Origin of the sequence: Streptomyces sp. NPDC047049 (genome assembly GCF_040643995.1) — a bacterium.
Classification (GTDB): domain Bacteria; phylum Actinomycetota; class Actinomycetes; order Streptomycetales; family Streptomycetaceae; genus Streptomyces; species Streptomyces mooreae.
Map to the genome: position 1 here is coordinate 235,929 of NZ_JBEYVM010000002.1, position 23,555 is coordinate 259,483.

General features: G+C 71.5%; 21 protein-coding genes. 10 read left to right on the plus strand and 11 right to left on the minus strand.

Annotated features, from left to right (window positions below):
- Nucleotides 1–17: 17 nt before the first annotated feature.
- On the minus strand, nt 18–1,847 hold the full coding sequence (glmS, locus tag ABZ851_RS05205; RefSeq protein WP_361122354.1) for a glutamine--fructose-6-phosphate transaminase (isomerizing): 1,830 nt from the start codon (nt 1,845–1,847) through the stop codon (nt 18–20).
- Between the two features lie 66 nt (nt 1,848–1,913).
- Nucleotides 1,914–2,204 (minus strand): hypothetical protein, encoded by a 291-nt coding sequence (locus ABZ851_RS05210; protein ID WP_328386687.1) that lies wholly within the window; start codon nt 2,202–2,204, stop codon nt 1,914–1,916.
- A 189-nt stretch (nt 2,205–2,393) separates the two neighbouring features.
- On the opposite strand from ABZ851_RS05210, the gene ABZ851_RS05215 reads away from it, so the two are divergent.
- Entirely contained in the window at nt 2,394–3,998 is a 1,605-nt protein-coding gene (locus ABZ851_RS05215) for a beta-N-acetylhexosaminidase (RefSeq protein WP_361122357.1), read from the plus strand.
- A gap of 165 nt (nt 3,999–4,163) precedes the next feature.
- On the opposite strand, the gene ABZ851_RS05220 is transcribed toward ABZ851_RS05215, so the two are convergent.
- The 4 genes from ABZ851_RS05220 to ABZ851_RS05235 are packed head-to-tail and all read right to left on the minus strand — an operon-like array spanning nt 4,164 to nt 9,932.
- On the minus strand, nt 4,164–5,324 hold the full coding sequence (locus ABZ851_RS05220) for an acyl-CoA dehydrogenase family protein (protein WP_336052384.1): 1,161 nt from the start codon (nt 5,322–5,324) through the stop codon (nt 4,164–4,166).
- Between the two features lie 5 nt (nt 5,325–5,329).
- Nucleotides 5,330–6,271, minus strand: a complete 942-nt coding sequence (locus tag ABZ851_RS05225) for a hydroxymethylglutaryl-CoA lyase (protein WP_361122361.1) — start codon at nt 6,269–6,271, stop codon at nt 5,330–5,332.
- The gene (locus tag ABZ851_RS05230) at nt 6,268–8,283 is read right to left on the minus strand and encodes an acetyl-CoA carboxylase biotin carboxylase subunit (protein ID WP_361122364.1); all 2,016 of its coding nucleotides are present in this window, start codon (nt 8,281–8,283) and stop codon (nt 6,268–6,270) included. Before ABZ851_RS05230 ends, ABZ851_RS05225 begins: the two co-directional genes overlap by 4 nt.
- Nucleotides 8,284–8,300: 17 nt before the next feature.
- The gene (locus ABZ851_RS05235; RefSeq protein ID WP_361122367.1) at nt 8,301–9,932 is read right to left on the minus strand and encodes a carboxyl transferase domain-containing protein; all 1,632 of its coding nucleotides are present in this window, start codon (nt 9,930–9,932) and stop codon (nt 8,301–8,303) included.
- Between the two features lie 135 nt (nt 9,933–10,067).
- Between ABZ851_RS05235 and ABZ851_RS05240 the strand changes: the two genes are divergently transcribed.
- From ABZ851_RS05240 to ABZ851_RS05250, 3 genes are all read left to right on the plus strand, one after another.
- Nucleotides 10,068–10,724, plus strand: a complete 657-nt coding sequence (locus tag ABZ851_RS05240) for a TetR/AcrR family transcriptional regulator (RefSeq protein WP_361122370.1) — start codon at nt 10,068–10,070, stop codon at nt 10,722–10,724.
- Nucleotides 10,725–10,907: 183 nt separating this feature from the next.
- Nucleotides 10,908–12,065: an acyl-CoA dehydrogenase family protein gene (locus ABZ851_RS05245; RefSeq protein ID WP_129296241.1), complete on the plus strand. Its 1,158-nt coding sequence runs from the start codon at nt 10,908–10,910 to the stop codon at nt 12,063–12,065.
- 19 nt (nt 12,066–12,084) lie between these two features.
- Nucleotides 12,085–13,056 carry an acyl-CoA thioesterase II gene (locus ABZ851_RS05250; RefSeq protein ID WP_361122373.1) on the plus strand — a complete coding sequence of 324 codons (972 nt, stop codon included), beginning with the start codon at nt 12,085–12,087 and terminating at the stop codon, nt 13,054–13,056.
- A gap of 65 nt (nt 13,057–13,121) precedes the next feature.
- On the opposite strand, the gene ABZ851_RS05255 is transcribed toward ABZ851_RS05250, so the two are convergent.
- Together ABZ851_RS05255 and ABZ851_RS05260 are read right to left on the minus strand one after the other, a co-directional pair.
- Nucleotides 13,122–13,982: a hypothetical protein gene (locus ABZ851_RS05255; protein ID WP_361122376.1), complete on the minus strand. Its 861-nt coding sequence runs from the start codon at nt 13,980–13,982 to the stop codon at nt 13,122–13,124.
- Nucleotides 13,983–14,150: 168 nt separating this feature from the next.
- Nucleotides 14,151–14,702: a flavoprotein gene (locus ABZ851_RS05260; RefSeq protein WP_361123732.1), complete on the minus strand. Its 552-nt coding sequence runs from the start codon at nt 14,700–14,702 to the stop codon at nt 14,151–14,153.
- Between the two features lie 118 nt (nt 14,703–14,820).
- Here ABZ851_RS05260 and ABZ851_RS05265 point away from each other — a divergent pair, with 118 nt between their 5' ends.
- From ABZ851_RS05265 to ABZ851_RS05280, 4 genes are all read left to right on the plus strand, one after another.
- Nucleotides 14,821–16,005, plus strand: a complete 1,185-nt coding sequence (locus tag ABZ851_RS05265; protein WP_361122378.1) for a helix-turn-helix transcriptional regulator — start codon at nt 14,821–14,823, stop codon at nt 16,003–16,005.
- Nucleotides 16,006–16,232: 227 nt separating this feature from the next.
- Nucleotides 16,233–16,520, plus strand: a complete 288-nt coding sequence (locus ABZ851_RS05270; protein WP_361122381.1) for a hypothetical protein — start codon at nt 16,233–16,235, stop codon at nt 16,518–16,520.
- 112 nt (nt 16,521–16,632) lie between these two features.
- Nucleotides 16,633–16,785: a hypothetical protein gene (locus tag ABZ851_RS05275; protein ID WP_361122384.1), complete on the plus strand. Its 153-nt coding sequence runs from the start codon at nt 16,633–16,635 to the stop codon at nt 16,783–16,785.
- Nucleotides 16,782–17,954: a methyltransferase domain-containing protein gene (locus tag ABZ851_RS05280; protein WP_361122387.1), complete on the plus strand. Its 1,173-nt coding sequence runs from the start codon at nt 16,782–16,784 to the stop codon at nt 17,952–17,954. The genes ABZ851_RS05275 and ABZ851_RS05280 overlap by 4 nt, the downstream gene beginning before the upstream one ends.
- A gap of 40 nt (nt 17,955–17,994) precedes the next feature.
- On the opposite strand, the gene ABZ851_RS05285 is transcribed toward ABZ851_RS05280, so the two are convergent.
- Nucleotides 17,995–18,561 carry a dihydrofolate reductase family protein gene (locus tag ABZ851_RS05285; RefSeq protein WP_361122390.1) on the minus strand — a complete coding sequence of 189 codons (567 nt, stop codon included), beginning with the start codon at nt 18,559–18,561 and terminating at the stop codon, nt 17,995–17,997.
- 311 nt (nt 18,562–18,872) lie between these two features.
- Between ABZ851_RS05285 and ABZ851_RS05290 the strand changes: the two genes are divergently transcribed.
- Nucleotides 18,873–19,790, plus strand: coding sequence for an NADP-dependent oxidoreductase (locus ABZ851_RS05290; protein WP_361122393.1), 918 nt, complete (start codon nt 18,873–18,875; stop codon nt 19,788–19,790).
- Nucleotides 19,791–19,975: 185 nt separating this feature from the next.
- Here the strand turns inward: ABZ851_RS05290 and ABZ851_RS05295 are convergent, their stop codons facing one another.
- Complete coding sequence (locus ABZ851_RS05295) at nt 19,976–20,776, minus strand: phosphatase (RefSeq protein ID WP_361122396.1); 801 nt, start codon at nt 20,774–20,776, stop codon at nt 19,976–19,978.
- Between the two features lie 260 nt (nt 20,777–21,036).
- On the opposite strand from ABZ851_RS05295, the gene speB reads away from it, so the two are divergent.
- Nucleotides 21,037–22,032 (plus strand): agmatinase, encoded by a 996-nt coding sequence (gene speB, locus ABZ851_RS05300; RefSeq protein ID WP_361122399.1) that lies wholly within the window; start codon nt 21,037–21,039, stop codon nt 22,030–22,032.
- Here the strand turns inward: speB and ABZ851_RS05305 are convergent.
- A complete protein-coding gene (locus tag ABZ851_RS05305; RefSeq protein WP_361122402.1) occupies nt 21,983–23,455 on the minus strand; it encodes an MFS transporter in 1,473 nt (490 codons plus the stop codon). The genes speB and ABZ851_RS05305 overlap by 50 nt on opposite strands.
- Between the last annotated feature and the right edge of the window lie 100 nt (nt 23,456–23,555).

The following is a 23,555-nucleotide window of genomic DNA, read 5'->3' on the forward strand; positions in this document are numbered from 1 at the left end:
CCCCGCGTGCGCGGCTGCTACTCCACCGTGACGGACTTGGCGAGGTTGCGGGGCTTGTCGATGTCCCGGCCCAGGGCCAACGCCGTGTGGTAGGCGAGCAGTTGCAGCGGGATGCCCATCAGGATCGGGTCCAGCTCGGGCTCGTTCTTCGGCACGACGATGGTGTGGTCGGCCTTCTCCTGCTCCTGGTGCGCGACGGCCAGGATGCGGCCGCTGCGGGCCTTGATCTCCTCCAGCGCGGCGCGGTTCTTCTCCAGCAGGTCGTCGTCCGGGACGATCGCCACGGTCGGCATCGCGGGCTCGATGAGGGCCAGCGGGCCGTGCTTGAGCTCGGAGGCCGGGTAGGCCTCGGCGTGGATGTAGGAGACCTCCTTGAGCTTCAGGGAGGCCTCGCGGGCCACCGGGTAGCCGCGCACCCGGCCGATGAACATCATCGACTTGGCGTCCGCGTAGGCGGCCGACAGCTGCTTGATGTCCTCCTCGCTTTTGAGGATCTCGTCGATCTGCGCGGGCAGCTTGCGCAGGCCCTCGATGATCCGCTTGCCGTCCGCGACGGACAGGTCCCGGATCCGGCCGAGGTGCAGGGCGAGCAGCGCGAAGGAGACCACCATGTTGGTGAAGCACTTGGTGGAGACCACGCAGACCTCGGGGCCCGCGTGCACGTAGATGCCGCCGTCGGTCTCCCGGGCGATCGCCGAGCCGACCACGTTGACCAGGCCCAGCACCCGTGCGCCCTTGCGCTTGAGCTCCTGGACGGCCGCCAGCACGTCGTAGGTCTCACCGGACTGGGAGACCGCCACGTAGAGGGTGTCGGGGTCCACGACCGGGTCGCGGTAGCGGAACTCGGAGGCCGGCTCGGCGTCCGAGGGGATACGGGCCAGCTCCTCGATCATCTGGGCGCCGATCTGGCCCGCGTGGTACGAGGTGCCGCAGCCCAGGATCTTCACCCGGCGCACCCCGCGCGCCTCACGGGGGTCGAGGTTCAGGCCGCCGAGGTGCACGGTGGAGAAGCGGTCGTCGATCCGCCCGCGCAGCGCGCGGTCCACCGCGTCCGCCTGCTCGGAGATCTCCTTGTGCATGTAGGTGTCGTGGCCGCCCAGGTCGTACGACTCGGCCGCGTACTCGACGGTCTCCGGGGCGGACGTGGTCCGCGAGCCCTCGGTGGTGTACGTGCGGTAGTCGTCGGCCTTGAGGGTGGCCATCTCGCCGTCGTCGAGGGTGACGACCTGGCGGGTGTGCGAGACCAGCGCGGCGACGTCCGAGGAGACGAACATCTCGTGCTCGCCGATGCCCAGGACGACCGGGGAGCCGTTGCGGGCGACGACGATCCGGTCGGGGAAGTCGGTGTGCAGCACGGCGATGCCGTAGGTGCCCTCGATGTGCCGCAGCGCCTCGCGGACCCGCTCCTCCAGCTTCTCGGCCTGCGAGCGGCCGATCAGGTGGGCCAGCACCTCGGTGTCGGTCTCGGAGGCGAACTCGACGCCCTCGGCGGTCAGCCGGGCGCGCAGGTCGGCGGCGTTGTCGATGATGCCGTTGTGGACGACGGCGACCTTGCCCTCGGTGTCGAGGTGCGGGTGGGCGTTCTCGTCGGTGGGCGCGCCGTGGGTGGCCCAGCGGGTGTGCGCGATGCCCGTGGTGCCGGCGAACCGCTTCGGCACCCGTGACTCCAGCTCCCGGACCCGGCCCTTGGCCTTGGCGGTCTTCAGGCCGCCCGAGGCCTTGCCGGTGCCCTTGGCGTGGATGGCGATGCCCGCCGAGTCGTAGCCGCGGTACTCCAGGCGCTGCAGGCCCTCCAGAAGCAGCGGAGCTACATCACGTTTGCCGATATAGCCGACGATCCCGCACATACAGTGACCCTCCGAGAAGAACGTTGTGGCAATTATTCGTGCCGCCCGGCGCCCCGGGCGTGGCCGTCAGCCGTAGACGAGGCGGCGCAGCTGGCGGGTCGAGAGATCGGGCGGGGCCACGGCGCGGTGCGGCATCTCGTGGCGGATCCGGTCGAAGATCTCCTCGTTGCGCAGTCCGTGGGACTGCAGCTCCCGGTGGCGCCGGCGGACGAATTCCTCCGTCGTCTCGTCGAAGTACGCCAGCACATCGAGCACCACCCGGGCGGCCTCACCGCGCTGCAGCGGTGTGCTGCGCACCAGGTGGTCCACCAGGTCATCGTGCGGCGCCTCGGCGCTGCGGTTACGGCGTTCGAGCACCTGTCGATATTGCGGGGCGCCGCGCGGATACGCAAGAAATCTGCCCGATATCGGGCACGTCACTGAATCGGCGGCCGGAGAGTGGTCTACACCTTGACCGGAATCGAGGCTCACGGTACGCATGGTCACCGTTCGGTCGCTCCATGCCATGCACGACGTCATGCACAAGGTTCGCCGAAGGGACCGTCGATGAGACGACGCAGACTGCTGTTCTCGCTGCTGCTGGTCGCGGCGGCGGGGCTGGGAACCGCCGCCGTGCCGCCACCGGGCGCCGCGCACGCCGACGCCCCGGCCGCCACCCCACTGGACCGGGTGATCCCCGCGCCCGCGTCCGTGCACAGCACCGGGGACGCGTACACCCTCGGTGACCGCACCCGGATCCGCGTGCCCGGCGGCTCCGGCGAGGCCAGGAGGGTGGCCGGCTATCTGGCGGGGCTGCTGCGGCCCGCCACCGGCTTCGGCCTCCCGGTGACCACCAAGGACGGCCGGGACGGCATCGTCCTCCGGCTCGGCGGCAGCGGCACCAAGGGGCTGGGGGCCGAGGGCTACCGGCTCACCTCGGGCGCCCGTGCGGTCACGATCAGCGCCGCCCGCCCGGCCGGCCTCTTCCACGGCGTGCAGACCCTCCGGCAGCTGCTGCCGGCCGACGTGGAGCGGGCGGGCGCCCGGCGCGGGACCTGGCGGATCGCCGGGGGCACCATCGCCGACTCCCCGCGCTACGCCTACCGCGGCGCGATGCTCGACGTCTCCCGGCACTTCTTCACCGTCGCGCAGGTCAAGCGGTACATCGACCAGCTCGCCATGTACAAGATCAACAAGCTGCATCTGCACCTCTCCGACGACCAGGGCTGGCGGATCGCCATCAAGTCCTGGCCGCGGCTGGCGACGTACGGCGGCTCCACCCAGGTCGGCGGCGGGCCCGGCGGCTACTACACCAAGGACGACTACCGCGAGATCATCCGCTATGCCGCGGCCCGCTATCTGACCGTCGTTCCCGAGATCGACATGCCGGGCCACACCAACGCCGCGCTGGCCTCCTACGCCCCGCTCAACTGCAACGGCCAGGCGCCGCCGCTCTACACCGGCACCCAGGTCGGCTTCAGCTCGCTGTGCGTCCCCAAGAAGGAGACGTACGACTTCGTGGACGATGTCCTGCGCGAACTCGCCGCCATGACTCCCGGCCGCTACCTGCACATCGGCGGTGACGAGGCGCACTCCACCAGCCATGCGGACTACGTGACCTTCATGGACAAGGTGCAGCCGGTGGTCGCCAAGTACGGCAAGACCGCGATCGGCTGGCACCAGCTGACCGGAGCGCACCCGGCGAAGGGCGCCGTCGCCCAGTACTGGGGCTATGACAAGACGGGCACGGCCGAGCGCCAACAGGTCGCCGACGCCGCCAGGAACGGCACCCGGCTGATCCTCTCGCCCGCCGACCGCGCCTATCTCGACATGAAGTACGACAAGAACACGCCGCTGGGCCTGGCCTGGGCCGGCTACGTCGGCGTCCAGCGCTCCTACGACTGGGACCCCGGCAGCTACCTCAAGGACGCGCCCACGGACTCCGTCCTGGGTGTCGAGGCGCCCCTGTGGTCGGAGACGCTCTCCACCACCGCCCACATCGAGTACATGGCCTTCCCGCGGCTGCCGGGCATCGCCGAGCTGGGCTGGTCGCCGGCGTCCACGCACGACTGGGACGACTACAAGGCGCGGCTCGCTGCCCAGGGGCCCCGCTGGGACGCGCTCGGCATCGGCTACTACCGCTCGCCGGAGGTGCCGTGGCCCGCGAAGTGAGCGGGTGAGCGGGGGAGGGACGGCACCTTCTCGGCACCGTTCCCGCACGCCTGTGGCCGGCCCCGCCGCGCGGGGCCGGGCGCAGGACCGGCGCTGCGGCCGGCTGCCGGGCCGGCTGCCGGGCCGGCCGCGGGTGCCCTGCGGACCCGGCCGCAGGGCGTCCGGTCAGGCGCTCAGCCCCAGCTCCCGGGCGATCAGCATCCGCTGGACCTCGCTGGTGCCCTCGCCGATCTCCAGGATCTTGGCGTCGCGCCACATCCGGGCGACCGGGTACTCGTTCATGAAGCCGTACCCGCCGTGGATCTGGGTGGCCTCACGGGCGTTGTCCACCGCGATCTCGGAGGAGTAGAGCTTGGCGAGCGCGGCCTCCTTCTTGAAGGGCTCGCCGTGCACCAGCCGGGACGCGGCATCGCGCCAGGCCAGACGGGAGGTGTGCGCGCGCATCTCCATGTCGGCGAGCTTGAACTGGACGGCCTGGTTGGTGCCGATCGCGCGGCCGAAGGCCTTCCGCTCCTTGGCGTAGCGCACCGACTCGTCCACACAGCCCTGGGCGAGGCCGGTGGCGAGCGCCGCGATGGCGATCCGGCCCTCGTCGAGGATGCGCAGGAACTGGGCGTAGCCGCGGCCCTCCTCGCCCAGCAGGTTGGCGGCCGGGACCCGGACGTCGGAGAAGGACAGCTCGCGGGTGTCCGAAGCGCTCCAGCCGACCTTGGAGTACGGGGCACCGACCGTGAAGCCCGGGGTGCCGGACGGCACGATGATCGAGGAGATCAGCGGGGCGCCATTGTCCTTGCGGCCGGTGACCGCGGTGACCGTGACCAGGCCGGTGATGTCCGTACCGGAGTTGGTGATGAAGCACTTGCTGCCGTTGATCACCCAGTCCCCTCCGTCCCGAACGGCGGTGGTCCGGGTCGCGCCGGCGTCCGAGCCGCCGTCCGGCTCGGTGAGGCCGAACGCGCCCAGCACCTCACCGCTGCACAGCTTGGGCAGCCACTCGCGCTTCTGCTCCTCCGTACCGAAGTGGTAGAGGGGCATGGCGCCCAGCGAGACGCCGGCCTCCAGGGTGATGGCCACCGAGGAGTCGACCCGGGCCAGCTCCTCCAGGGCGATGCCGAGCGCGAGGTAGTCGCCGCCCATACCGCCGTACTCCTCGGGGAACGGCAGGCCGAACAGGCCCATCCGGCCCATCTCCTGCACGATCTCGTACGGGAACGCATGCTGCTCGTAGTACTCGCCGATCTTCGGGGCGACGACGTCGTGCGCGAACGCCTCGACGGTGCGCCGGAGTTCTTCCAGCTCGGCGGGCAGACGGTGGTCCAGGGACATGAGGGTCACTCCTTGTGGGAGAGGGCGCGAAGGGTGCGGGAAGGGCTCGGCCGTCCCAGGACGTCCGCCATCCACACGCTGGTGGCGGCCAGTCGGTCCAGGTCGACCCCGGTCTCGATGCCGAGGCCGTGCAGCATCCACACCAGGTCTTCGGTGGCGAGGTTGCCGGTGGCGCTCTTGGCGTAGGGGCAGCCGCCGAGGCCGCCCGCCGAGGCGTCGACGGTGGTGACGCCGTGCTGCAGCGCGGCGAAGGTGTTGGCGAGGGCCTGCCCGTAGGTGTCGTGGAAGTGCACGCCGATCCGGGAGGTGGCCACGCCGGCCTCGTTGAGGGAGGCCAGCAGGGTCTGCACATGACCGGGGGTGGCCACGCCGATGGTGTCGCCCAGGCTGAGCTCGTCGCAGCCCAGGTCGAGCAGCGCCCGGCAGACCCGGACGGTCTGCGCGACGGGCACCGGGCCCTCCCAGGGGTCGCCGAAGCACATCGAGAGGTAGCCCCGGACCTGCACCCCGGCGTCCTTGGCGCGCGCGATGACCGGCGCGAACATCGCCAGCGCCTCGTCGACCGTGCGGTTGAGGTTGGCCTTGGCGAAGGACTCGGTGGCGCTGCCGAACACCGCGATCCGGCGGGCGCCCAGGGCCAGCGCACGGTCCAGACCGCGTTCGTTGGGCACCAGGACGGGCAGCCGGTGCGGGTCGACGCCGTCCAGCTGCAAGAACAGCTGCTCGGCGTCGGCGAGCTGGGGCACCCACTTGGGGTGGACGAAGCTGGTGGCCTCGACGGTGGGCAGGCCCGCGTCGGCGAGCCGGCGGATGAACTCCGCCTTGATCTCCGTGGGGACGACGGTCTGTTCGTTCTGCAGGCCGTCGCGCGCGCCGACCTCATGGATCCGTACGCGGCTGGGCAGCCCCTCCGCGGTGACCTCCATCGGCAGTCCGGGCGCGGTCATCGGACGCCCCCCTGCTCGTCCCCGGACGCCGCCGCGGGCGCGTCGGCCCCGTCGGGGTCCTCGTGCGGGGTGATCACGGCCAGGATCTGGTCCATGGCGACGGTGCTGCCCGCGGTGACGTCGAGTTCGGTGACGGTGCCGGCGTGCGGCGCGGAGATGACGTGCTCCATCTTCATCGCCTCGACCACCAGCAGGCCCTGTCCCGCGGCCACCTCGTCGCCGACGGCCACCTTGACGACGGTGACGGTGCCGGGCATCGGGGCGGCCAGGGTGTCCGCGCCATGGGCCCCGGCGGCGCCGCGGAGCGCGGCGGCCACCGGGTCGTACGAGGTCACCTGCCAGGAGTCGCCGTCCCGGCCGAGCCAGTCGCCGCTGCGGTGGAAGGTGTGCAGCACCCCGTCGACGGTGACCCGGACGTGGTCCGGTGTGACCTGCCGGGACGCTCCCGGGCCCGGCCGTACGTCGTGGGCGACCGGGTCGTGGCCGGGGACGCGCAGCCAGTGGCGGACCGGGGCGGGCTCGCCGCCGAGGCGGAAACCGTTCGGCGCGGCGAACGGGTCGCGCCAGCCGCCCCCGTCCCCGACCGGTTCCAGGGCGGCCTGCCGCACCGCCGCGGCCGCCGCGTACACCTCGTCCGGCACCCCGCCGTCGACCAGCCCGGCCGCCTCGCGCTCCACCAGCCCGGTGTCCAGCTCGCCGGAGACCACGTCCGGATGGGCCAGCAGCCGCCGCAGGAAACCGGCGTTGGTGGTCACGCCGAGGGTGACCGTCCCGGCCAGCGCGGCCCGCAGCCGGCGCAGCGCACTCGCCCGGTCCGGGCCGTGGGCGATGACCTTGGACAGCATCGGGTCGTAGCGGCTGCCGACCTCCACGCCCTGGGACAGGCCGGAGTCCGTGCGCAGCCCGTCGCCCTGCACCTCGTGCAGCGCCAGCACCGTGCCGCCGGTCGGCAGGAAGTCACGGGCCGGGTCCTCGGCGCAGATCCGGGCCTCGATGGCGTGCCCGGTGAGGGTGATGTCGTCCTGGGTGTGGCGCAGGTGCTCGCCGGCCGCGACCCGCAGCTGCCACTCGACCAGGTCGATGCCGGTGACCAGCTCGGTGACCGGGTGCTCGACCTGGAGGCGGGTGTTCATCTCCATGAAGTAGTAGGAGGCCGGGTCCTTGCCCGGGACGATGAACTCGACGGTGCCGGCGCCGCGGTAGCCGCAGGAGCGGGCCGCCTGCACTGCCGCCTCGCCCATCGCGGCGCGGGTCGCCTCGTCCAGCAGAACCGAGGGGGCCTCCTCGATGACCTTCTGGTGGCGGCGCTGCAGGGAGCACTCGCGCTCGCCGAGGTGGATGACGTTGCCGTGGCCGTCCGCCAGCACCTGGATCTCGATGTGCCGGGGCCGGTCGATCCACCGCTCGACGAGGAGGGTGTCGTCGCCGAAGGAGGAGCGGGCCTCGCGGCGGGCGGCGGCGATCTCGTCGGCCAGCAGCGCCTCCTCGCGGACCAGCCGCATGCCCTTGCCGCCGCCGCCCGCGGACGGCTTGAGCAGCACCGGCATGCCGATCTCCCGGGCCGCGGCGGCCAGTTGGCCGTCGTCCAGCCCGCTGCCCGAGGAGCCGGGGACGACCGGGACGCCGGCCTCCCGCACCGTCTCCTTGGCCCGGATCTTGTCGCCCATCAGCTCGATGGCGTCGGCGGACGGGCCGATGAAGACCAGCCCGGCGTCCGCGCAGGCACGGGCGAAGGCGGCGTTCTCGGCGAGGAAGCCGTAGCCCGGGTGGACCGCCTGGGCGCCGGTCCGGGCGGCCGCGTCCAGCAGCCGTTCCACGGACAGATAGCTCTCGGCGGCCGGGGCCGGGCCGATCCGGACGGCGGTGTCGGCCTCGCGGACGTGGCGGGCGCCGGCGTCCGCGTCGCTGAAGACCGCGACCGAGCGGATGCCGAGGGTGCGCAGCGTACGGATGACGCGGACCGCGATCTCGCCGCGGTTGGCGATCAGCACGGTGTCGAAATTGGTGGCCATTGCTGGGGACATCCCTCTCACATCCGGAAGACGCCGTAGCCGGGCGCGGTGCGGTCCTTCTCGGGCAGTGGCGCATTGGCGCAGGCGGTCAGCGCCAGGCCCAGCACCTGCCGGGTCTCCAGCGGGTCGATCACGCCGTCGTCCCACAGCCGCGCGGTCGCGTAGTAGGCGTTGCCCTGGGTCTCGTACTGCTCGCGGACCGGCGCCTTGAAGGCGGCCTCCTCCTCGGCGCTCCACTGTTCGCCCTGCGCCTGAAGCTGGTCGCGCTTGACGGTGGCGAGGACGGAGGCGGCCTGCTCGCCGCCCATCACCGAGATCTTGGCGTTCGGCCACATCCACAGGAAGCGGGGGGAGTAGGCCCGGCCGCACATGGAGTAGTTGCCCGCCCCGTAGGAGCCGCCGATGACGACGGTCAGCTTGGGCACGCGGGTGCAGGCCACCGCCGTCACCATCTTCGCGCCGTGCTTGGCGATCCCGCCGGCTTCGTAGCTGCGGCCCACCATGAAGCCGGAGATGTTCTGCAGGAACAGCAGCGGGATGCCGCGCTGGTCGCACAGCTCGATGAAGTGGGCGCCCTTCTGGGCGGACTCGGAGAACAGGATGCCGTTGTTGGCGACGATGCCGACCGGGTGGCCGTGGATATGGGCGAAGCCGGTGACCAGCGTCGTGCCGTACTCCGCCTTGAACTCGGCGAAGCGCGAGCCGTCCACCAGCCGGGCGATCACCTCCCGGACGTCATAGGGCGTACGGGAGTCCGCGGGCACCGCCCCGTACAGCCCGGCCGGGTCGGCCTTGGGCTCCTCGACCGTCCGTACGGTCCACGGGAGGGGGTCGCGCTCGCCGAGGGTGCCGACGATGCCGCGCACCAGGCGCAGCGCATGGGCGTCGTCCTCGGCGAGATGGTCGGTGACCCCGGAGGTCTTGGCGTGCACCTCGCCGCCGCCCAGCTCCTCGGCGGTGACCACCTCGCCGGTGGCGGCCTTCACCAGCGGCGGGCCGCCGAGGAAGATCGTGCCCTGGTTGCGGACGATCACGGCCTCGTCGCTCATGGCGGGGACGTAGGCGCCACCGGCCGTGCAGGAACCGAGGACGGCGGCGATCTGCGGGATGCCGGCCCCCGACATCCGCGCCTGGTTGTAGAAGATCCGCCCGAAGTGCTCCCGGTCGGGGAAGACCTCGTCCTGCATCGGGAGGAAGGCGCCGCCGGAGTCCACCAGGTAGAGACAGGGCAGCCGGTTCTCCAGGGCGATCTCCTGCGCCCGCAGGTGCTTCTTGACCGTCATCGGGTAGTAGGTGCCGCCCTTGACCGTGGCGTCATTGGCGACGATCACCGTCTCGCGGCCGGAGACCCGGCCGATGCCGGCGATCACGCCCGCGGCCGGCGCGGCCCCGCCGTACATCCCGTCCGCGGCCAGCGGCGCCAGCTCCAGGAACGGCGAGCCCGGGTCCAGCAGGGCGTCCACCCGGTCGCGGGGCAGCAGTTTGCCGCGCGCGGTGTGCCGCGCCCTGGCCTTCTCGCCGCCGCCCAGCCGGGCCGCGGCGAGCTTTTCGCGCAGCTCGGCGGCCAGCTCGCGGTGCGCGGCCTCATTGGCCCGCCAGGAGTCGGACGCCGGATCGGCGGTACTCCCCAGCACCGGTGCCTGCTCCATCAGTACGAGCCCCCTTGCTCGGTCGACCGTCCCGGTGCCGCGGTCCGCGGCGGCCGGGCCATCCGGGTTAATGGGCGTTAACCACATCTGCTGTCAGGTTAACGACCACTAACCCGGCTGTCTACAATCGACGGCATGAGTAATGCGCAGGCCTCCGCCCCGACCAGCCGCCGCGAGCAGATCCTCAAGGAGGCGGCCCGGCTCTTCGCGGAGCGCGGCTTCCACGGCGTCGGCGTGGACGAGATAGGGGCGGCCGTGGGCATCTCGGGGCCCGGCCTCTACCGGCACTTCGCCGGCAAGGACGCGATGCTCGCCGAGCTGCTGGTCGGCATCAGCGAGCGGCTGCTGGAGGGCGGCCGGATGCGGGTGGCCGAGGGCGGCGGGAGCCCGGAGGCGGTGCTGGACGCGCTGATCGAGGGCCATATCGACTTCGCGCTGGACGACCGGCCGCTGATCACCCTGCACGACCGCGAGCTGGACCGGCTGCGCGAGGCCGACCGCAAGCGGGTCCGCCGGCTCCAGCGGGAGTATGTGGAGCTGTGGGTGGAGGTCGTCCGCCGGGTCCACCCGCTCCCCTCCGAATCCCGGGCCCGCGCCGCGGTGCACGCCGTCTTCGGCCTGCTCAACTCCACCCCGCACCTCGGCCGCCCGGGTGCCCTCCCGGGCCGCACGGAGACGGCGGAGTTGCTGCACCGGCTGGCGCTGGGGGCGTTCGGCGCGGCGGCCGGGGGGCCGGCGGGCGGGGAGCCGGCGGCGGGGGAGTCGGTCGCGGCGGGTGTGCCGGGGGCGTAGTGCGCACGGGGCGGGGCGTGGCGCTCACCGGACGGGGCTGTGGCGCGCACGGGGCGGGGTGTGGCGTCGCCCACCGGGCGCCGTTCTCCTCTGGACAGCTTTAGTGACTGGCGGGTAGCTTTCGCTTCGGAGAGAAGCTGAGCAAGCGCTTAGCCAGACGCGGCGGTCTAAGGAGGCCATGGCATGCGCCGTACGGTGTTCAACGAGGATCACGAGGCGTTCCGGGAGACCCTGCGGGCCTTCATCGAGGCCGAGGTCGTGCCGGTGTACGACGAGTGGTTCGCCGCGGGCCAGGCGCCGCGCGACTTCTACTACAAGCTCGCCGAGCTGGGCATATTCGGCATCCGCGTGGACGAGGAGTACGGCGGCGCGGGCATCGACTCGTACAAGTTCGAGGCCGTGATGTACGAGGAGACCGCCCGCGCGGGTGTCACCTTCGGCGGCTCCGGCGTGCATGTGCTGCTCGGCCTGCCGTACATCAAGATGCTCGCCACCGACGAGCAGAAGAAGCGCTTCCTGCCGAAGTTCGTCTCCGGTGAGGAGATGTGGGCCCTCGCGATGACCGAGCCGGGCACCGGCTCCGACCTCGCGGGCATGAAGACCACCGCGAAGCTCTCCGAGGACGGCACGCACTACGTCCTCAACGGCGCCAAGACCTTCATCACCGGCGGCGTGCACGCCGACCGCGTGATCGTCTGCGCCCGCACCGCCGCGCCGAAGGAGGACGACCGCCGCTTCGGCATCTCCCTCTTCGCCGTCGACACCAAGGCCGAGGGCTACTCCGTCGGCCGCAAGCTGGACAAGCTCGGCCTGAAGACCTCCGACACCGCCGAGCTCGCCTTCGTCGACGTCAAGGTCCCCGTCGAGGACCTGCTGGGCGAGGAGAACAAGGGCTTCTCCTACCTCGGTCTGAACCTCGCCTCGGAGCGCTGGGGCATCGCCTTCGGTGCCTACGCGCAGGCCGCGGCGGCCGTCCGGTTCGCCAAGGAGTACGTGCAGGACCGCACGATCTTCGGCAAGACCGTCGCCTCATTCCAGAACACCAAGTTCGAGCTGGCCGCCTGCCAGGCCGAGGTGGACGCCGCGCAGGCCGTCGCCGACCGCACCCTGGAGGCCCTGGACGCGGGCGAGCTGTCCCCGGCCGAGGCCGCGAGCGCCAAGCTGTTCTGCACCGAGGTCGCGCACCGCGTGATCGACCGGTGCCTCCAGCTGCACGGCGGCTACGGCTACATGAACGAGTACCCGATCGCCCGCCTCTACGCCGACAACCGCGTCAACCGCATCTACGGCGGCACCAGCGAGGTCATGAAGTCCATCATCGCCAAGTCCATGGGCCTCTAGGCCGTAAGGCACCGTGCACGTGAACGACGCACTGAAGTCCCTGCTCGATCTGCTCGCCCTGGAGCGGATCGAGCGGGACATCTTCCGCGGCGAGAGCCGCGCCTCGGTCGTGCCCCGGGTCTTCGGCGGCCAGGTCGCCGCCCAGGCCCTGGTCGCGGCGGGCCGCACGGTCCCCGAGGACCTTCCCCAAGCTCTCGGCTCCGCTCGAGCAGGGGAGACCCCAATGCCGCACTCCCTGCACGCGTACTTCCTGCGCCCCGGTGACCCCGGCGCGCCCATCGTCTACACCGTCGACCGGATCCGCGACGGCCGGTCCTTCACCACCAGGCGGGTCGTCGCCGTCCAGCACGGCCAGCCGATCTTCCACCTCTCGGCCTCCTTCCAGGTCCACGAGGAGGGCCTGGAACACCAGGAGCCGATGCCGCCGGCCCCGGACCCGCTGACCCTGCCCAGCCCGGCCGAGATCCTGCCGCGGCACGCCGGCCGGTACCTCACCCCGGCCGTCGCCGACCGGCTGCTGGAGGCCCGCGCCGCGATCGACCTGCGCTACGTCGACGAGCCGCCGTACGCCACCGTCGGCGAGGTACGCGAGCCCCGCTCCCAGGTCTGGTTCCGCACCAACGGCGACCTGGACAAGGCCCTCGCCGACGGCGCCGGCTGCGGCGACACCGTCACCCGGCCCCTGCTCGACATCTGCCTGGTCACCTATGTCTCCGACATGACCCTGCTGGACTCGATCCTGCTCGCGCACGGCCGCGGCGGCTGGGCGGTCGGCGACGTCGTCGGCGCCAGCCTGGACCACGCCATGTGGTTCCACCGCCCCCTGCGCGCCGACGACTGGCTCCTCTACGACCAGGAATCCCCCACCGCCCAGGCCGGCCGGGGGCTGGGCCAGGGCCGGATCTTCACGGCGGACGGGCAGCTGGCGGTGTCGGTGATCCAGGAGGGGGTCATCCGGGTGCCGCGGGAGCGCGGCGGCTCCGGGGGGTGAGAGTGGCGGCTCCCGCCGCGGCGCGGGGTGCCTCCGGCCGGCCGGGGAGGGCTCCCGCAGCTCGATCACGTGACCACCTCCGCCAGGGCGTCGGCCAGTTCGGCGGCCGTCGGCCGGTCGTCCGCCCTGCCGAGGAGGACCGGCCGCAGGACCTCCTGGAGCGCCGGCCAGGGGGCCGCGGTGTCGAGGGGGATGCGGCCCGCGGCGATACGGGCGCGGAGTTGTTCCGGGGTCAGGGGGACGGGGTCGATCCCCACCGCCGCGTAGTCCAGTGGCCAGCGGCCGGTGGCGCAGGCCCACAGCGAGCCGGCCAGGGCGTACACGTCGGTGGCGGTACCGGGGGTGACCGGCCGGGTGCCGAGGTTGACGGACGCGGCCAGTTCCGGTGCCACGAGGTGGGTGATGCCGCCGCGGAATCCGTCGGCCGCTTCGGTGCCGTGGCGCCAGGACCAGGAACAGTCGATCAGCCGTACGCCGTGCTCGGTGTGGATCCCGTGGGAGGGCTGGAGATCGGAGTGGACCCAGCCGGAGGCATGGAGTTCCGCCACGGCCCGGCACAGGTCGAGCGAGGCTGACAGGGCATCAGCTCTCCCGTCCTGGCCGGACCGCGCCGGTGCGAACACCTGCCAGGTCGAAGGCCCCCTGAACCAGCGGGTCACCAACCAGGCCGTGCCTTCGCCTTCGCCGTCGCCGGAGTCCAGCAGGTAGTCGGGCCAACCGATCGCCTCGAGGACCGCCGCCTCCCGCCGGGTGACCGCCGCCCCCTTGCCGTCCCCGGCTTTGACCGCCACGGTCCCGTCCGGACCGGCCGCCTTCCATACCGCCGCTCCACGCCGGTAGGAGACCTCCGTCAGCTCGACCGGAATGCCGCAGGCCGACTCGGCGGTGGCAACGGCGGCTGCGGGGAGAGGAGGGAACTCGCCCATTTCTTCACTGCCTTCCACTCGTACGGGAGACCCGGAAACACAGTGCGCCCGTCGTCCACGGCTGTCGACAGCGACCGGGCGAGGCCGGGGGTGTCGGTGAGGAAGTGGGGCGCAGGGCAGCGGGAGACCACGAACCCCACGGTCGTCGGGACCCGGTTCCGTGAAGCGTTACGGCGTGACGCGGACGACTCGCGTCGCTTCAGCCAGCGCCAGTTGCCACGGATAGCCTTCCGGCCGCCCATCGCCCGGCTCGTTGGGTTCAAAGCCGCCGGGCCCGTACAGCACCGACACGCCCGCGCCGCGCAGTGTCGCCACTGACCGGTCGAACTGCGGATGGTGCACATATGCGGTGTTCACGCAGGGCATCGCCACCGTGGGAATGCCCTTGCCGATGCCCTCGGCAACCACCCCGACCACGAAGTGGTGCGTCAGTCCAAGCGCCCAGGCGTTGAGGGAATTGAAGGTGACCGGTGCGAACACGATGGCGTCGGCCGGGGGCCACACATCAGGGGCAGCCGGTTCCTTGTACTCGGACCGGATCGGGTGCCCCGTCAGCTCTTCCAGTAGCGGCACCTCTCCGCCGAGCCACCGGGCCGCTGTGGGTGTCAAACCGATGCACACGTCGAATCCAGCGGTGCGGGCGCTGCGTGCCACGTCGGCGAACTGCTGGACGGGCGGCGCGGCGGAACCGAACAGGTACAGCACGGGACGACGATTCATCACGCCATCCCACCACAGGCCGTCGGCGTGCACCGGGTGTGCCAGGGGCAAGAGCGGTCACGGGGCCGGTTGTGGGGGTACTAACGTTCCGCACGACCGCACGGGATGGGAGAGCGATATGCCTTCACTTCGCGACGACCACACGGGTGCCCGCATCGCGCACGCCCGAAAGGTCCGACGGCTGACGCAACGGGAGTTGGCCGACCTTTCCCACGTCTCGTACAGCACGCTGACCAAAGTGGAGCAAGGAGTCCTGCCCGCAAGCCCTTCGGTCCTCGGGGCGCTGGCCCGGGCCCTTTCGGTAGCGGTGACGGAACTGACCGGACAGCCCTACCTCGGAGAACTCCGCCAGGATCAGCTGGACGGCCTGATCAACCCGATTCGCGAAGCACTCAACATCTACGACCTCGGTCCTGATGAGGACGTATCCCCTCGCAGGGCGCCGGAGTTGACTGTCCATGCCGATCGGCTGTGCGCCATGATGCGGGCCACGAACCTCAAGCAGGTTGCCGCCGAGCTCCCCGGCTTGATCCACGAGGCCACGACGACGGCGCACCGGCACCCCACGGGCGGGAACTGGCGGCTGCTGGCGAGCACGTACCGCACCGCGTATGACGTGACGGCGAAACTGGGGTTCGCCGACCTTGGCATGGTGGCGCTCGACCGGATGGGCTGGGCGGCCGAGCGGGCCTCGGATGCAGTGCTCAGTGGAGTGCGTCAGTACATGCGCGGTGTGGCGTACCTGCGGGCGGGCGACTACCGCACCGGGAAGCGTCTGGTGCGGCTCGGCCTGACAGACCTGGAGCAGGCTGCGCCCGGCCGGGTGCTTGACGCCGTCACGGGACAACTGCACCTGGGCGCCGCAGTTCTGGCGGGCCGCGACAAGGACAGGGAGACCGCAGAGGGGCACCTCGGTGAGGCTCAGCGCATCGCGGAGCGGACCGGTCCTGCGGAGAAGGTGCACTGGCTGTCCTTCGGGCCGGCCAACGTCGGTGTCCACCGGGTCAGTGTGCTCGCGGAGCTGGACCTCTACCCGGAGGCCGTCCGGTCCGCGCAGGAGCTGGTGATTGCGGACGGGTGGCCGCCGTCCCGGCTGGCGCACCACCATGCCGAGGTGGCGCGGGCGCTGATGTGGACGGGGCGTACCGATGCGGCATTCAAGAGCCTGCTGAAGGCCCGTAAGGTCGCCCCGCAACAGACGCGGTACCACCCGACCGTGCGGGAGACGTACGCCGGCCTGGACTCGGCCAGGCGCAGGATGCCGGACACCTTCAGCAACTACGGCTCATGGCTCCGCATGTGACGTTCCGATAGCCCATAGCCGGAGCTATCAGCGAGGACTGATAGTTCCGGCCTTCTGCGGTCGGCACGCTGAGAGGGTCAGAAAACCCCCGCGACCGTGTTGGGACGGCCCGGGGGCGTGGCCAACCTGAGGAAAGCAGGTCGACATGTCGAACGGTATCGCCTGGATCTTCGAGTCGCCGCCGCGGCTGTTAGCCCCCCGGCAGCCCGTCCGGAGGTGCCCGGGCGATGAGTGAGCCACCGACCACGCGCCTGTTGCCATGGGCGAGCCCCGACGGCAAGACCTGCATCCTGCTGAGCGACGGCAGAGGCGAGAGCGGCTTCTCCCGTGTCGCGGACCGGATGGAAGACGTGCAGCTGGAGATGGCGGACGGCCTCCTGGCGCACGCGGCCGACATGTTGGGGGACGAAGCAGCGACGGATCGGCAACTCCGATATCTCGGCCAGCAGTTGAGTGCGGCGCTGCGGGATGTGCGTCGTGTCGCGGAGAGCAGGGGGGAGCGGACCGGCCGGTGAGGCACGGCAGCCGGCCAGGCGGGAATCAATCCGGCCATCAAGGGAGAAACTGACCGGTCGGCGGGTAGCAAGTACAAGGCACCACACACGGAATGAAGGAGAGGTACACGGGATGCGCCTGCAGATCACCACCGCTGCCGACGGCGGGCGGCAAAGCACAGGAGGAGACGGTGGGGACGGGCACCCCGGCCAGCCCTGGACGCCGCCCCCGCCGCCGCCCCCGGACGGCGACATGCCGCCCGGCGACGGGACGCGCCGCAAGTGAGCCTCAAGCCTGAACAGGGGCACCGCGCCAGTGACGAACTGGCGCGGTCCCTCCTCGAAGCGGGAGACCTGACCCCGGATTGGGCGGAGACGTTCAGAGCCGTTCCACGAGCGCTGTTCCTGCCGGATCTCGTCTGGGCGCACGACATGGCGACCGGTCGAAGCGTGCCCGTCTCCCGGAGCGACGACCCCGCCGGGTGGGAACTGGCCGCGTACGCGAACGTTCCGCTCGTCACCCAATGGGACGACGGAGCGCACACCGGCAGCGAGCCCGGGACCGTGCCGACCAGTTCGGCGAGCATGCCGTCAGTCGTGGCCGCGATGCTGCGCGACCTGGACGTGAGCGACGGAATGCGGGTGCTCGAAATCGGCACCGGCACGGGATGGAACGCCGGACTCCTCGCTCACCGGTTGGGGAGCGGGAACGTGATCAGCGTCGAGATCGACGAGGCGGTGACCGATCAGGCGCGAGGAGCGTTGCTGCGCGCCGGACTCCACCCCGAGACGGTCCACGGGGACGGTGGGGACGGGTGGCCGGGCGGGGCGCCGTATGACCGGGTGACGGTCACGGCAGGGGCGCGAGCCATTCCGCCGCGCTGGCTGGAGCAGTCAGCACCGGGCGCGGTCATCCTTGCCCCCTGGGGCACCCACTACAGCGATCAGGACGCACTCGTCCGGTTGACCGTGCGGGAGGACGGCTCCGCGTCGGGCCCGTTCCTGCGCATGGTCGAGTTCATGAAGCTGCGGGATCAGCGCTTGGACTGGAACCGTTTCAGGGAGCACGTTCCGGATTTCCCTGGCGACGCCGACGTCTCCAGTACGACGGTCGCTCTGACGGACCTGGGGGACCGCTATGAGCCCGCACGGTTCGTCATGGGGCTGTGTGTGCCCGACTGTGCCCATGTCATCAACAGGTCGGACGGGGGGACTGCGAGGGCGTGGTTCTTCGACCTGACGAGCCGGTCATGGGCCGCCGCTGTTTTCCGCAGCGGCGAACCGGAGGCCACGGTCTACCAGTCGGGGCCGCGTCGCCTGTGGGACGAAGTAGAGGCGGCCCTCCGATGGTGGGTCGGCCAGGGCGAGCCGAGCCACACCCGGTTCGGTCTCACCGTCGCCGCGGAGGGGCAGAGGGTGTGGCTGGACGACCCGGCCGACTCCTGGGCCGTGTGAGTGTGGCGCCCATCCAAGCCGTGAGACAGCGGGAAGCTGCTCAGCGTCTCGTCTCGTACCTGGTCAGGACCACGCCGCCGGGAAACGTCCGCGTCTCCACCAGGTTCAGGTTCACCCAGCTGTCCAGCGCGGTGAAGAACGGTGTGCCGCCGCCCACCAGGACCGGATGGGCGGCGATCACGTACTCGTCGATCAGCCCGGCGCGCATGGCCGCCCCGGCGAGCGTTGCGCCGCCGATGTTCATTGGGCCGCCGTCCTCGGCCTTGAGCCGGGTGATCTCGGCGATCGCGTCGCCGGTGACCAGGCGGGTGTTCCAGTCGACCTTGTCGATCGTCGAGGAGAACACCACCTTCGGCGTGTCCCGCCAGTTCCGCGCGAACTCGATCTCCGCCGGGGTGGCGTGGGGCTGCTGGTCTCCGGTCGGCCAGTAGGAGCTCATCGTCTCCCATAGCTTGCGCCCGTACAGCGACAGGCCACTCGCCTGCTCGTGGTCGAGCCACCACTGGAACAGCTCGTGGCTCGGCGGTCCGCTCCAGCCGATGTCGTCGCCGGCCGCGGCGATGTAGCCGTCCAGAGTCAGGTTCATGCCGTAGATCAGTTTCCGCATGGCCCAGCCTTCCGTCCGTGGGTGTCCGGCGTATGGACCAGCGCGGCTCCACCCGGGGGCTGATGCCGTAATCGCACGAGCCGTGTCGTACCGATGTCGTATACGACATCGCCGTGAGACTAGCGCGTGGGTGGGTGTTGCTGCCCTGGGTGTGTGGTGCTTGTCGAGCTCCGGGTTGGACTCGACGCGTTTCAGTGGTCCATCCGTCTGTGGTGCCGAATCTTGTTGCCGTTCCTCTGTGGGCCAATCAGCCCACTCCATGGCTTGGGCGGCGCACAGAGCCGGCGAGCACGAGATATACGGAGGTACCAGTGAAGGCAATCGTCGCGACGGATCCGGCCGCGGAAGCAGCCGGGATCACACTCGCGGAGCGGCCTGAGCCGACGCCGGCGATCAACGACGTCGTCGTTGAAGTCCATGCGTCGGGCTTCGTCCCCGCGGCGTGGGAGTGGCCCTCGACGTGGGTCGATCGCGCCGGTCGCGATCGAGCCCAGGCGATCATCGGCCACGAGTTCGCCGGAGTGGTCACCTCCCTCGGCTACGGCACGACGGGGCTCTCGCTGGGACAGCGGGTGTTCGGGGTCACGGACTGGCACCGCGATGGAACCCTGGCCGAGTACGCGGCCGTGGAGGCACGCAACCTGGCGCCGCTGCCGGGGAACGTCGACTTCACGGTCGGTGCGAGCCTGCCGATCTCCGGCCTGACCGCGTGGCAAGGTCTGTTCCAGCACGGTCGTCTTCAGGCGGGGCAGAGCGTCCTCGCACACGGCGCCGCCGGCGCGGTCGGGTCTGTGGTTACGCAGCTCGCCCGGGAGTTCGGCGCCTACGTCATCGGTACCGGGCGGGCGGCGGACCGCCAGGCGGCGCTCGACTTCGGCGCGAACGAGTTTCTCGACCTCGCCACCGAGGACCTCGACGACATCGGCGGGGTCGACGTGGTCTTTGATGTCATCGGCGCTGACATCCAAAGGCGCTCGGCGAGAATCATCCGGCCTGGCGGGACGCTGGTGTCGGTGGTCGGGCCTGTTGAGGCTCGCCCAGTCGACGGCTTGGCGGTCGACTTCGTCGTCGAGTCCGTTCCGAGTCAGCTGGTGGAGATCGTCGACCGGGTGCGGGACGGGCGCCTTCGCACGCACATCGGAACCGTCGCGACCCTCGACGACGCCGTCCCTGCGCTCAACCCGACCGAGCGGCGCAAGGGCAAGACCGTCATTCGCGTGCGCCCCTGAGCGCCCTGGAATGGGCCAACAGCGGTGGTGGGCTGGACGACCGCCGACCTTCCCGGTGTCGGACGAGGAAATGCCGCCCTCACCGGTCCTGAGGGCGATGGTCGAGTCCGTTCGCTGAGTCCGAGCCCACCGGACCGGTTCCGCTTCAGGGGGCTTTGCCGGCCGGCCCGCTCAGCCGGATCCCCTCAGCCCACCAACCCCGCCGCGTCCAGCAGGTAAGCCGTCAGCGGGTCGTAATGCCGAGGGCTCAGGACGTGGTCGTCCAGGGGGATGGTCACCTGGACGGTGCCCTCGGACTCGGCCAGGAACAGGGCCGGGTCGTTGGAGTCCGCGAAGCCGACCGCGTCGATGCCGCGCTGGCCGGCGCAGCCCGCCCAGCCGTGGTCGGCCATCACCAGATCCGGCAGCGGCCGGCCGTCGCGCTCCAGGCCGTCGAGGATCGCGGCCATCGGCTCGGGGGAGTGGGTATGCCACAGCGTCGCGCCGCGCTCCAGCATCGCCACGTCGCCGAACTGGAAGACCATGCCGTCGTCCGCCCGCAGCCCGTCCGGGATGACGACGATCTCGCAGCCCGCCGCGCGCAGCGCCTCGGCCGTCGCCCGGTGCACATCGAGCAGCCCGCCCGGGTGGCCGGTCGCGAACAGCACCCGCTGCCCGTCGGCCGCCGCCTTGCGCAGCACCGCGGCCGCCCGGTCCAGTGCGTCCACGGTCAGCTCGGGGTCGATGGTGTCCTGCCCCTGCCGGTGGTGCGGGTCGTCGACCACCCCGCAGCGCTCCGCCATCACGGCCAGCACATCCTGCTCGTCCGTCCAGCGGTCGCCGAACTCCAGGCCGAACCAGTAGTGGCGCTCGCCGTTGGCGAGTCTGCGGTAGTGGGAGAGGTTGTTCTCGCGGGGAGTGGCGACCTCACCGGCGATCCTGGTGCGTACGAGATGGTCGACGAGTTCGGCGCGGGAGGGGGCGGCGGCTGCGGAGGCTATCGGCATAGCGCCCATTGTGCCCGTACACCTGTTCCGGGGCGGCGGAGTTCCGCAGCCCGGACACGGGGGGTGTCGTGGGGGTGTCCGGGGGCGTCCGGGGGGCGTGGGCGCCGCGGCCCCTGCGCGCGGCACGGGGGCAGGGTGCCCAGCCCCGCTACCGAGGCGCACTCGGAGCCCGGCCGACTGGCCAAAACGTCCAACAGTCGCGTCCTCGACCACGCAAATGTCCATGGGCCAGGCCGCCCGGTGCTCCCTACTCTCGGCTCATGACCACCGCAGCCAGCGCATCCAACGGGCCCGTGGGCCCCGTCGACTCCTCCCGTATTCCGCGTTACGCCGGGCCCGCGACCTTCGCCCGGCTGCCCCGCCTCGACGAGGTCGGCGGCCGGACCGACGTGGCCGTCGTCGGTGTCCCCTTCGACACCGGTGTCTCCTACCGCCCCGGCGCCCGCTTCGGCGGCAACGCCATCCGCGAGGCGTCCCGCCTCCTGCGCCCCTACAACCCGGCCCAGGACGCGTCCCCCTTCGCGCTGGCGCAGGTCGCCGACGCCGGTGACATCGCCGCCAACCCCTTCAACATCAACGAGGCCGTGGAGACGGTCGAGGCCGCGGCCGACGACCTGCTCGCCTCCGGCGCCCGCATGATGACCCTCGGCGGCGACCACACCATCGCCCTCCCGCTCCTGCGCTCGGTCGCCAAGAAGCACGGCCCGGTCGCGCTGCTGCACTTCGACGCCCACCTGGACACCTGGGACACCTACTTCGGCGCCGAGTACACCCACGGCACCCCGTTCCGCCGCGCCGTCGAGGAGGGCATCCTCGACACCTCCGCGCTCTCCCACGTCGGCACCCGCGGTCCGCTCTACGGCAAGAAGGACCTCGACGAGGACGAGAAGATGGGCTTCGGCATCGTCACGTCCGCGGATGTCATGCGGCGCGGGGTGGACGAGGTCGCCGACCAGCTGCGCCAGCGCATCGGCGACCGTCCGCTCTACATCTCCATCGACATCGATGTCCTGGACCCGGCCCACGCGCCCGGCACCGGCACCCCCGAGGCCGGCGGGCTCACCTCCCGCGAGCTGCTGGAGATCGTGCGCGGGCTGTCCTCCTGCAACCTGGTCTCGGCGGACGTCGTCGAGGTCGCCCCGGCGTACGACCACGCGGAGATCACCTGCGTGGCCGCCTCCCACACGGCGTACGAGCTGACGACGATCATGTCGCGGCAGATCGCGGCGGGGCGGGAGGGGCAGGAGGGGAAGTAGGCGCGGCAGGGGGAGCAGAGGCCGGCCCCGCTGTCCCGGCAACGGGCGACGGCGCCCGGTCCGGCACGGACTCCGTGGCGGGCCGGGCGGCGTTGCTCACGTTCGTGAGTGCGGCTGGCGCCGTGCACGCCCACAGCGCCAGCCCGAGGCAGCTGAAGGCGGCCCCCAGTGCGCAGACGGCGCCCCAGCCGGCCACCGTGTAGAGGGAGGTCGCGGCGAGGGCGCCGGTGGCGCTGCCGAGGGAGTAGAAGACCATGTAGCCGCCGATCAGCCGGCTGCCCGCTTCCGGGTGCAGCGCGTGGATCAGGGTCTGGTTGGTGACATGGACCGCCTGCACGGCGAGGTCGAGCAGGATCACCCCGACGACCAGGGCCCACAGGGAGCTGCGGGTGAAGGCCAGGGGCAGCCACGAGGCGGCGAGCAGGGCCAGGGCGATGCCGGTGGTCCGCCGGGAGAGTCCGCGGTCGTTCAGGCGGCCCGCCGCGGTCGCGGCCAGGGCGCCCGCGACACCGATCAGCCCCAGCGCCCCGATCGCGCTGTGGGACAGGAAGTACGGGGCCTCGCTGAGCGGCAGCGCGACGCTGCTCCACAGGGTGCTGAAGGCGGCGAAGACCAGCAGGCCGAACAGGGCACGGAGCCGCAGCAGTGGTTCCCGCGCGAACAGGGTGATCGTGGAGCGCAGGAGCTCTCCGTAGCGCAGGGGTGCCGGCGGAGCGGCACGGTGGCGCGGCAGCACCCGGTACAGGACCAGGGCGAGCAGCGCGGTGAGCGACGCCGAGACGAGGTAGACGGAGCGCCAGCCCGCGAGATCGGCCAGCAGGCCGGACGCGGTGCGGGCGAGCAGGATGCCGGTCACCACGCCGCTGGTGACCAGACCGACGACCCGGCCGCGCCCGGCGGGAGGGGCCAGTGAGGCCGCGAAGGCCACCAGCGTCTGCGTGACGACCGCGAGCAGCCCGGTTGCCGCCATGCCCGTGAGCAGGACCGCAGCCGTGGGGGCGGCGGCCACCACGGCCAGCGCCGCCACCAGGAGCAGTAACTGGGCCACGATCAGCCGTCTGCGGACGGTCATGTCGCCCAGCGGCACGAGGAAGAAGAGCCCGAGCCCGTATCCGACGTGCGTGAGGGTGACCACGCTGCCGACGAGTGCCGGGCTCATGGCGAGATCGTGGCCCATGGTCACCAGGAGCGGCTGGGAGAAGTACACATTGGCCACCACCGTCCCGCAGGCGACGGCGAACAGGATGACGAGGCCGCGGGAGAGGGAGGACGGGCCCGAAGCGGAGCCCTCCTCGGCGCTTCGGGCCTCGGTGCGAGGTGGGCGGCGCCGAGGTCGGTGCCGGTGCCGGGTCACCGCCTCGCCGTTGCCGGGACCGTCGCCTGGCCCCTTGCCGGTTCGGTTGTCGGTTCGGTTGGCGGACATCGGCACCCCTCGGAAGTCTGGTTTCAACTTGCCACCAATGGCGACGGGGAGACGGTAGGCCGGTTTGGTAGCATGTTGCAACCATTTTCGGCGGGGGAAG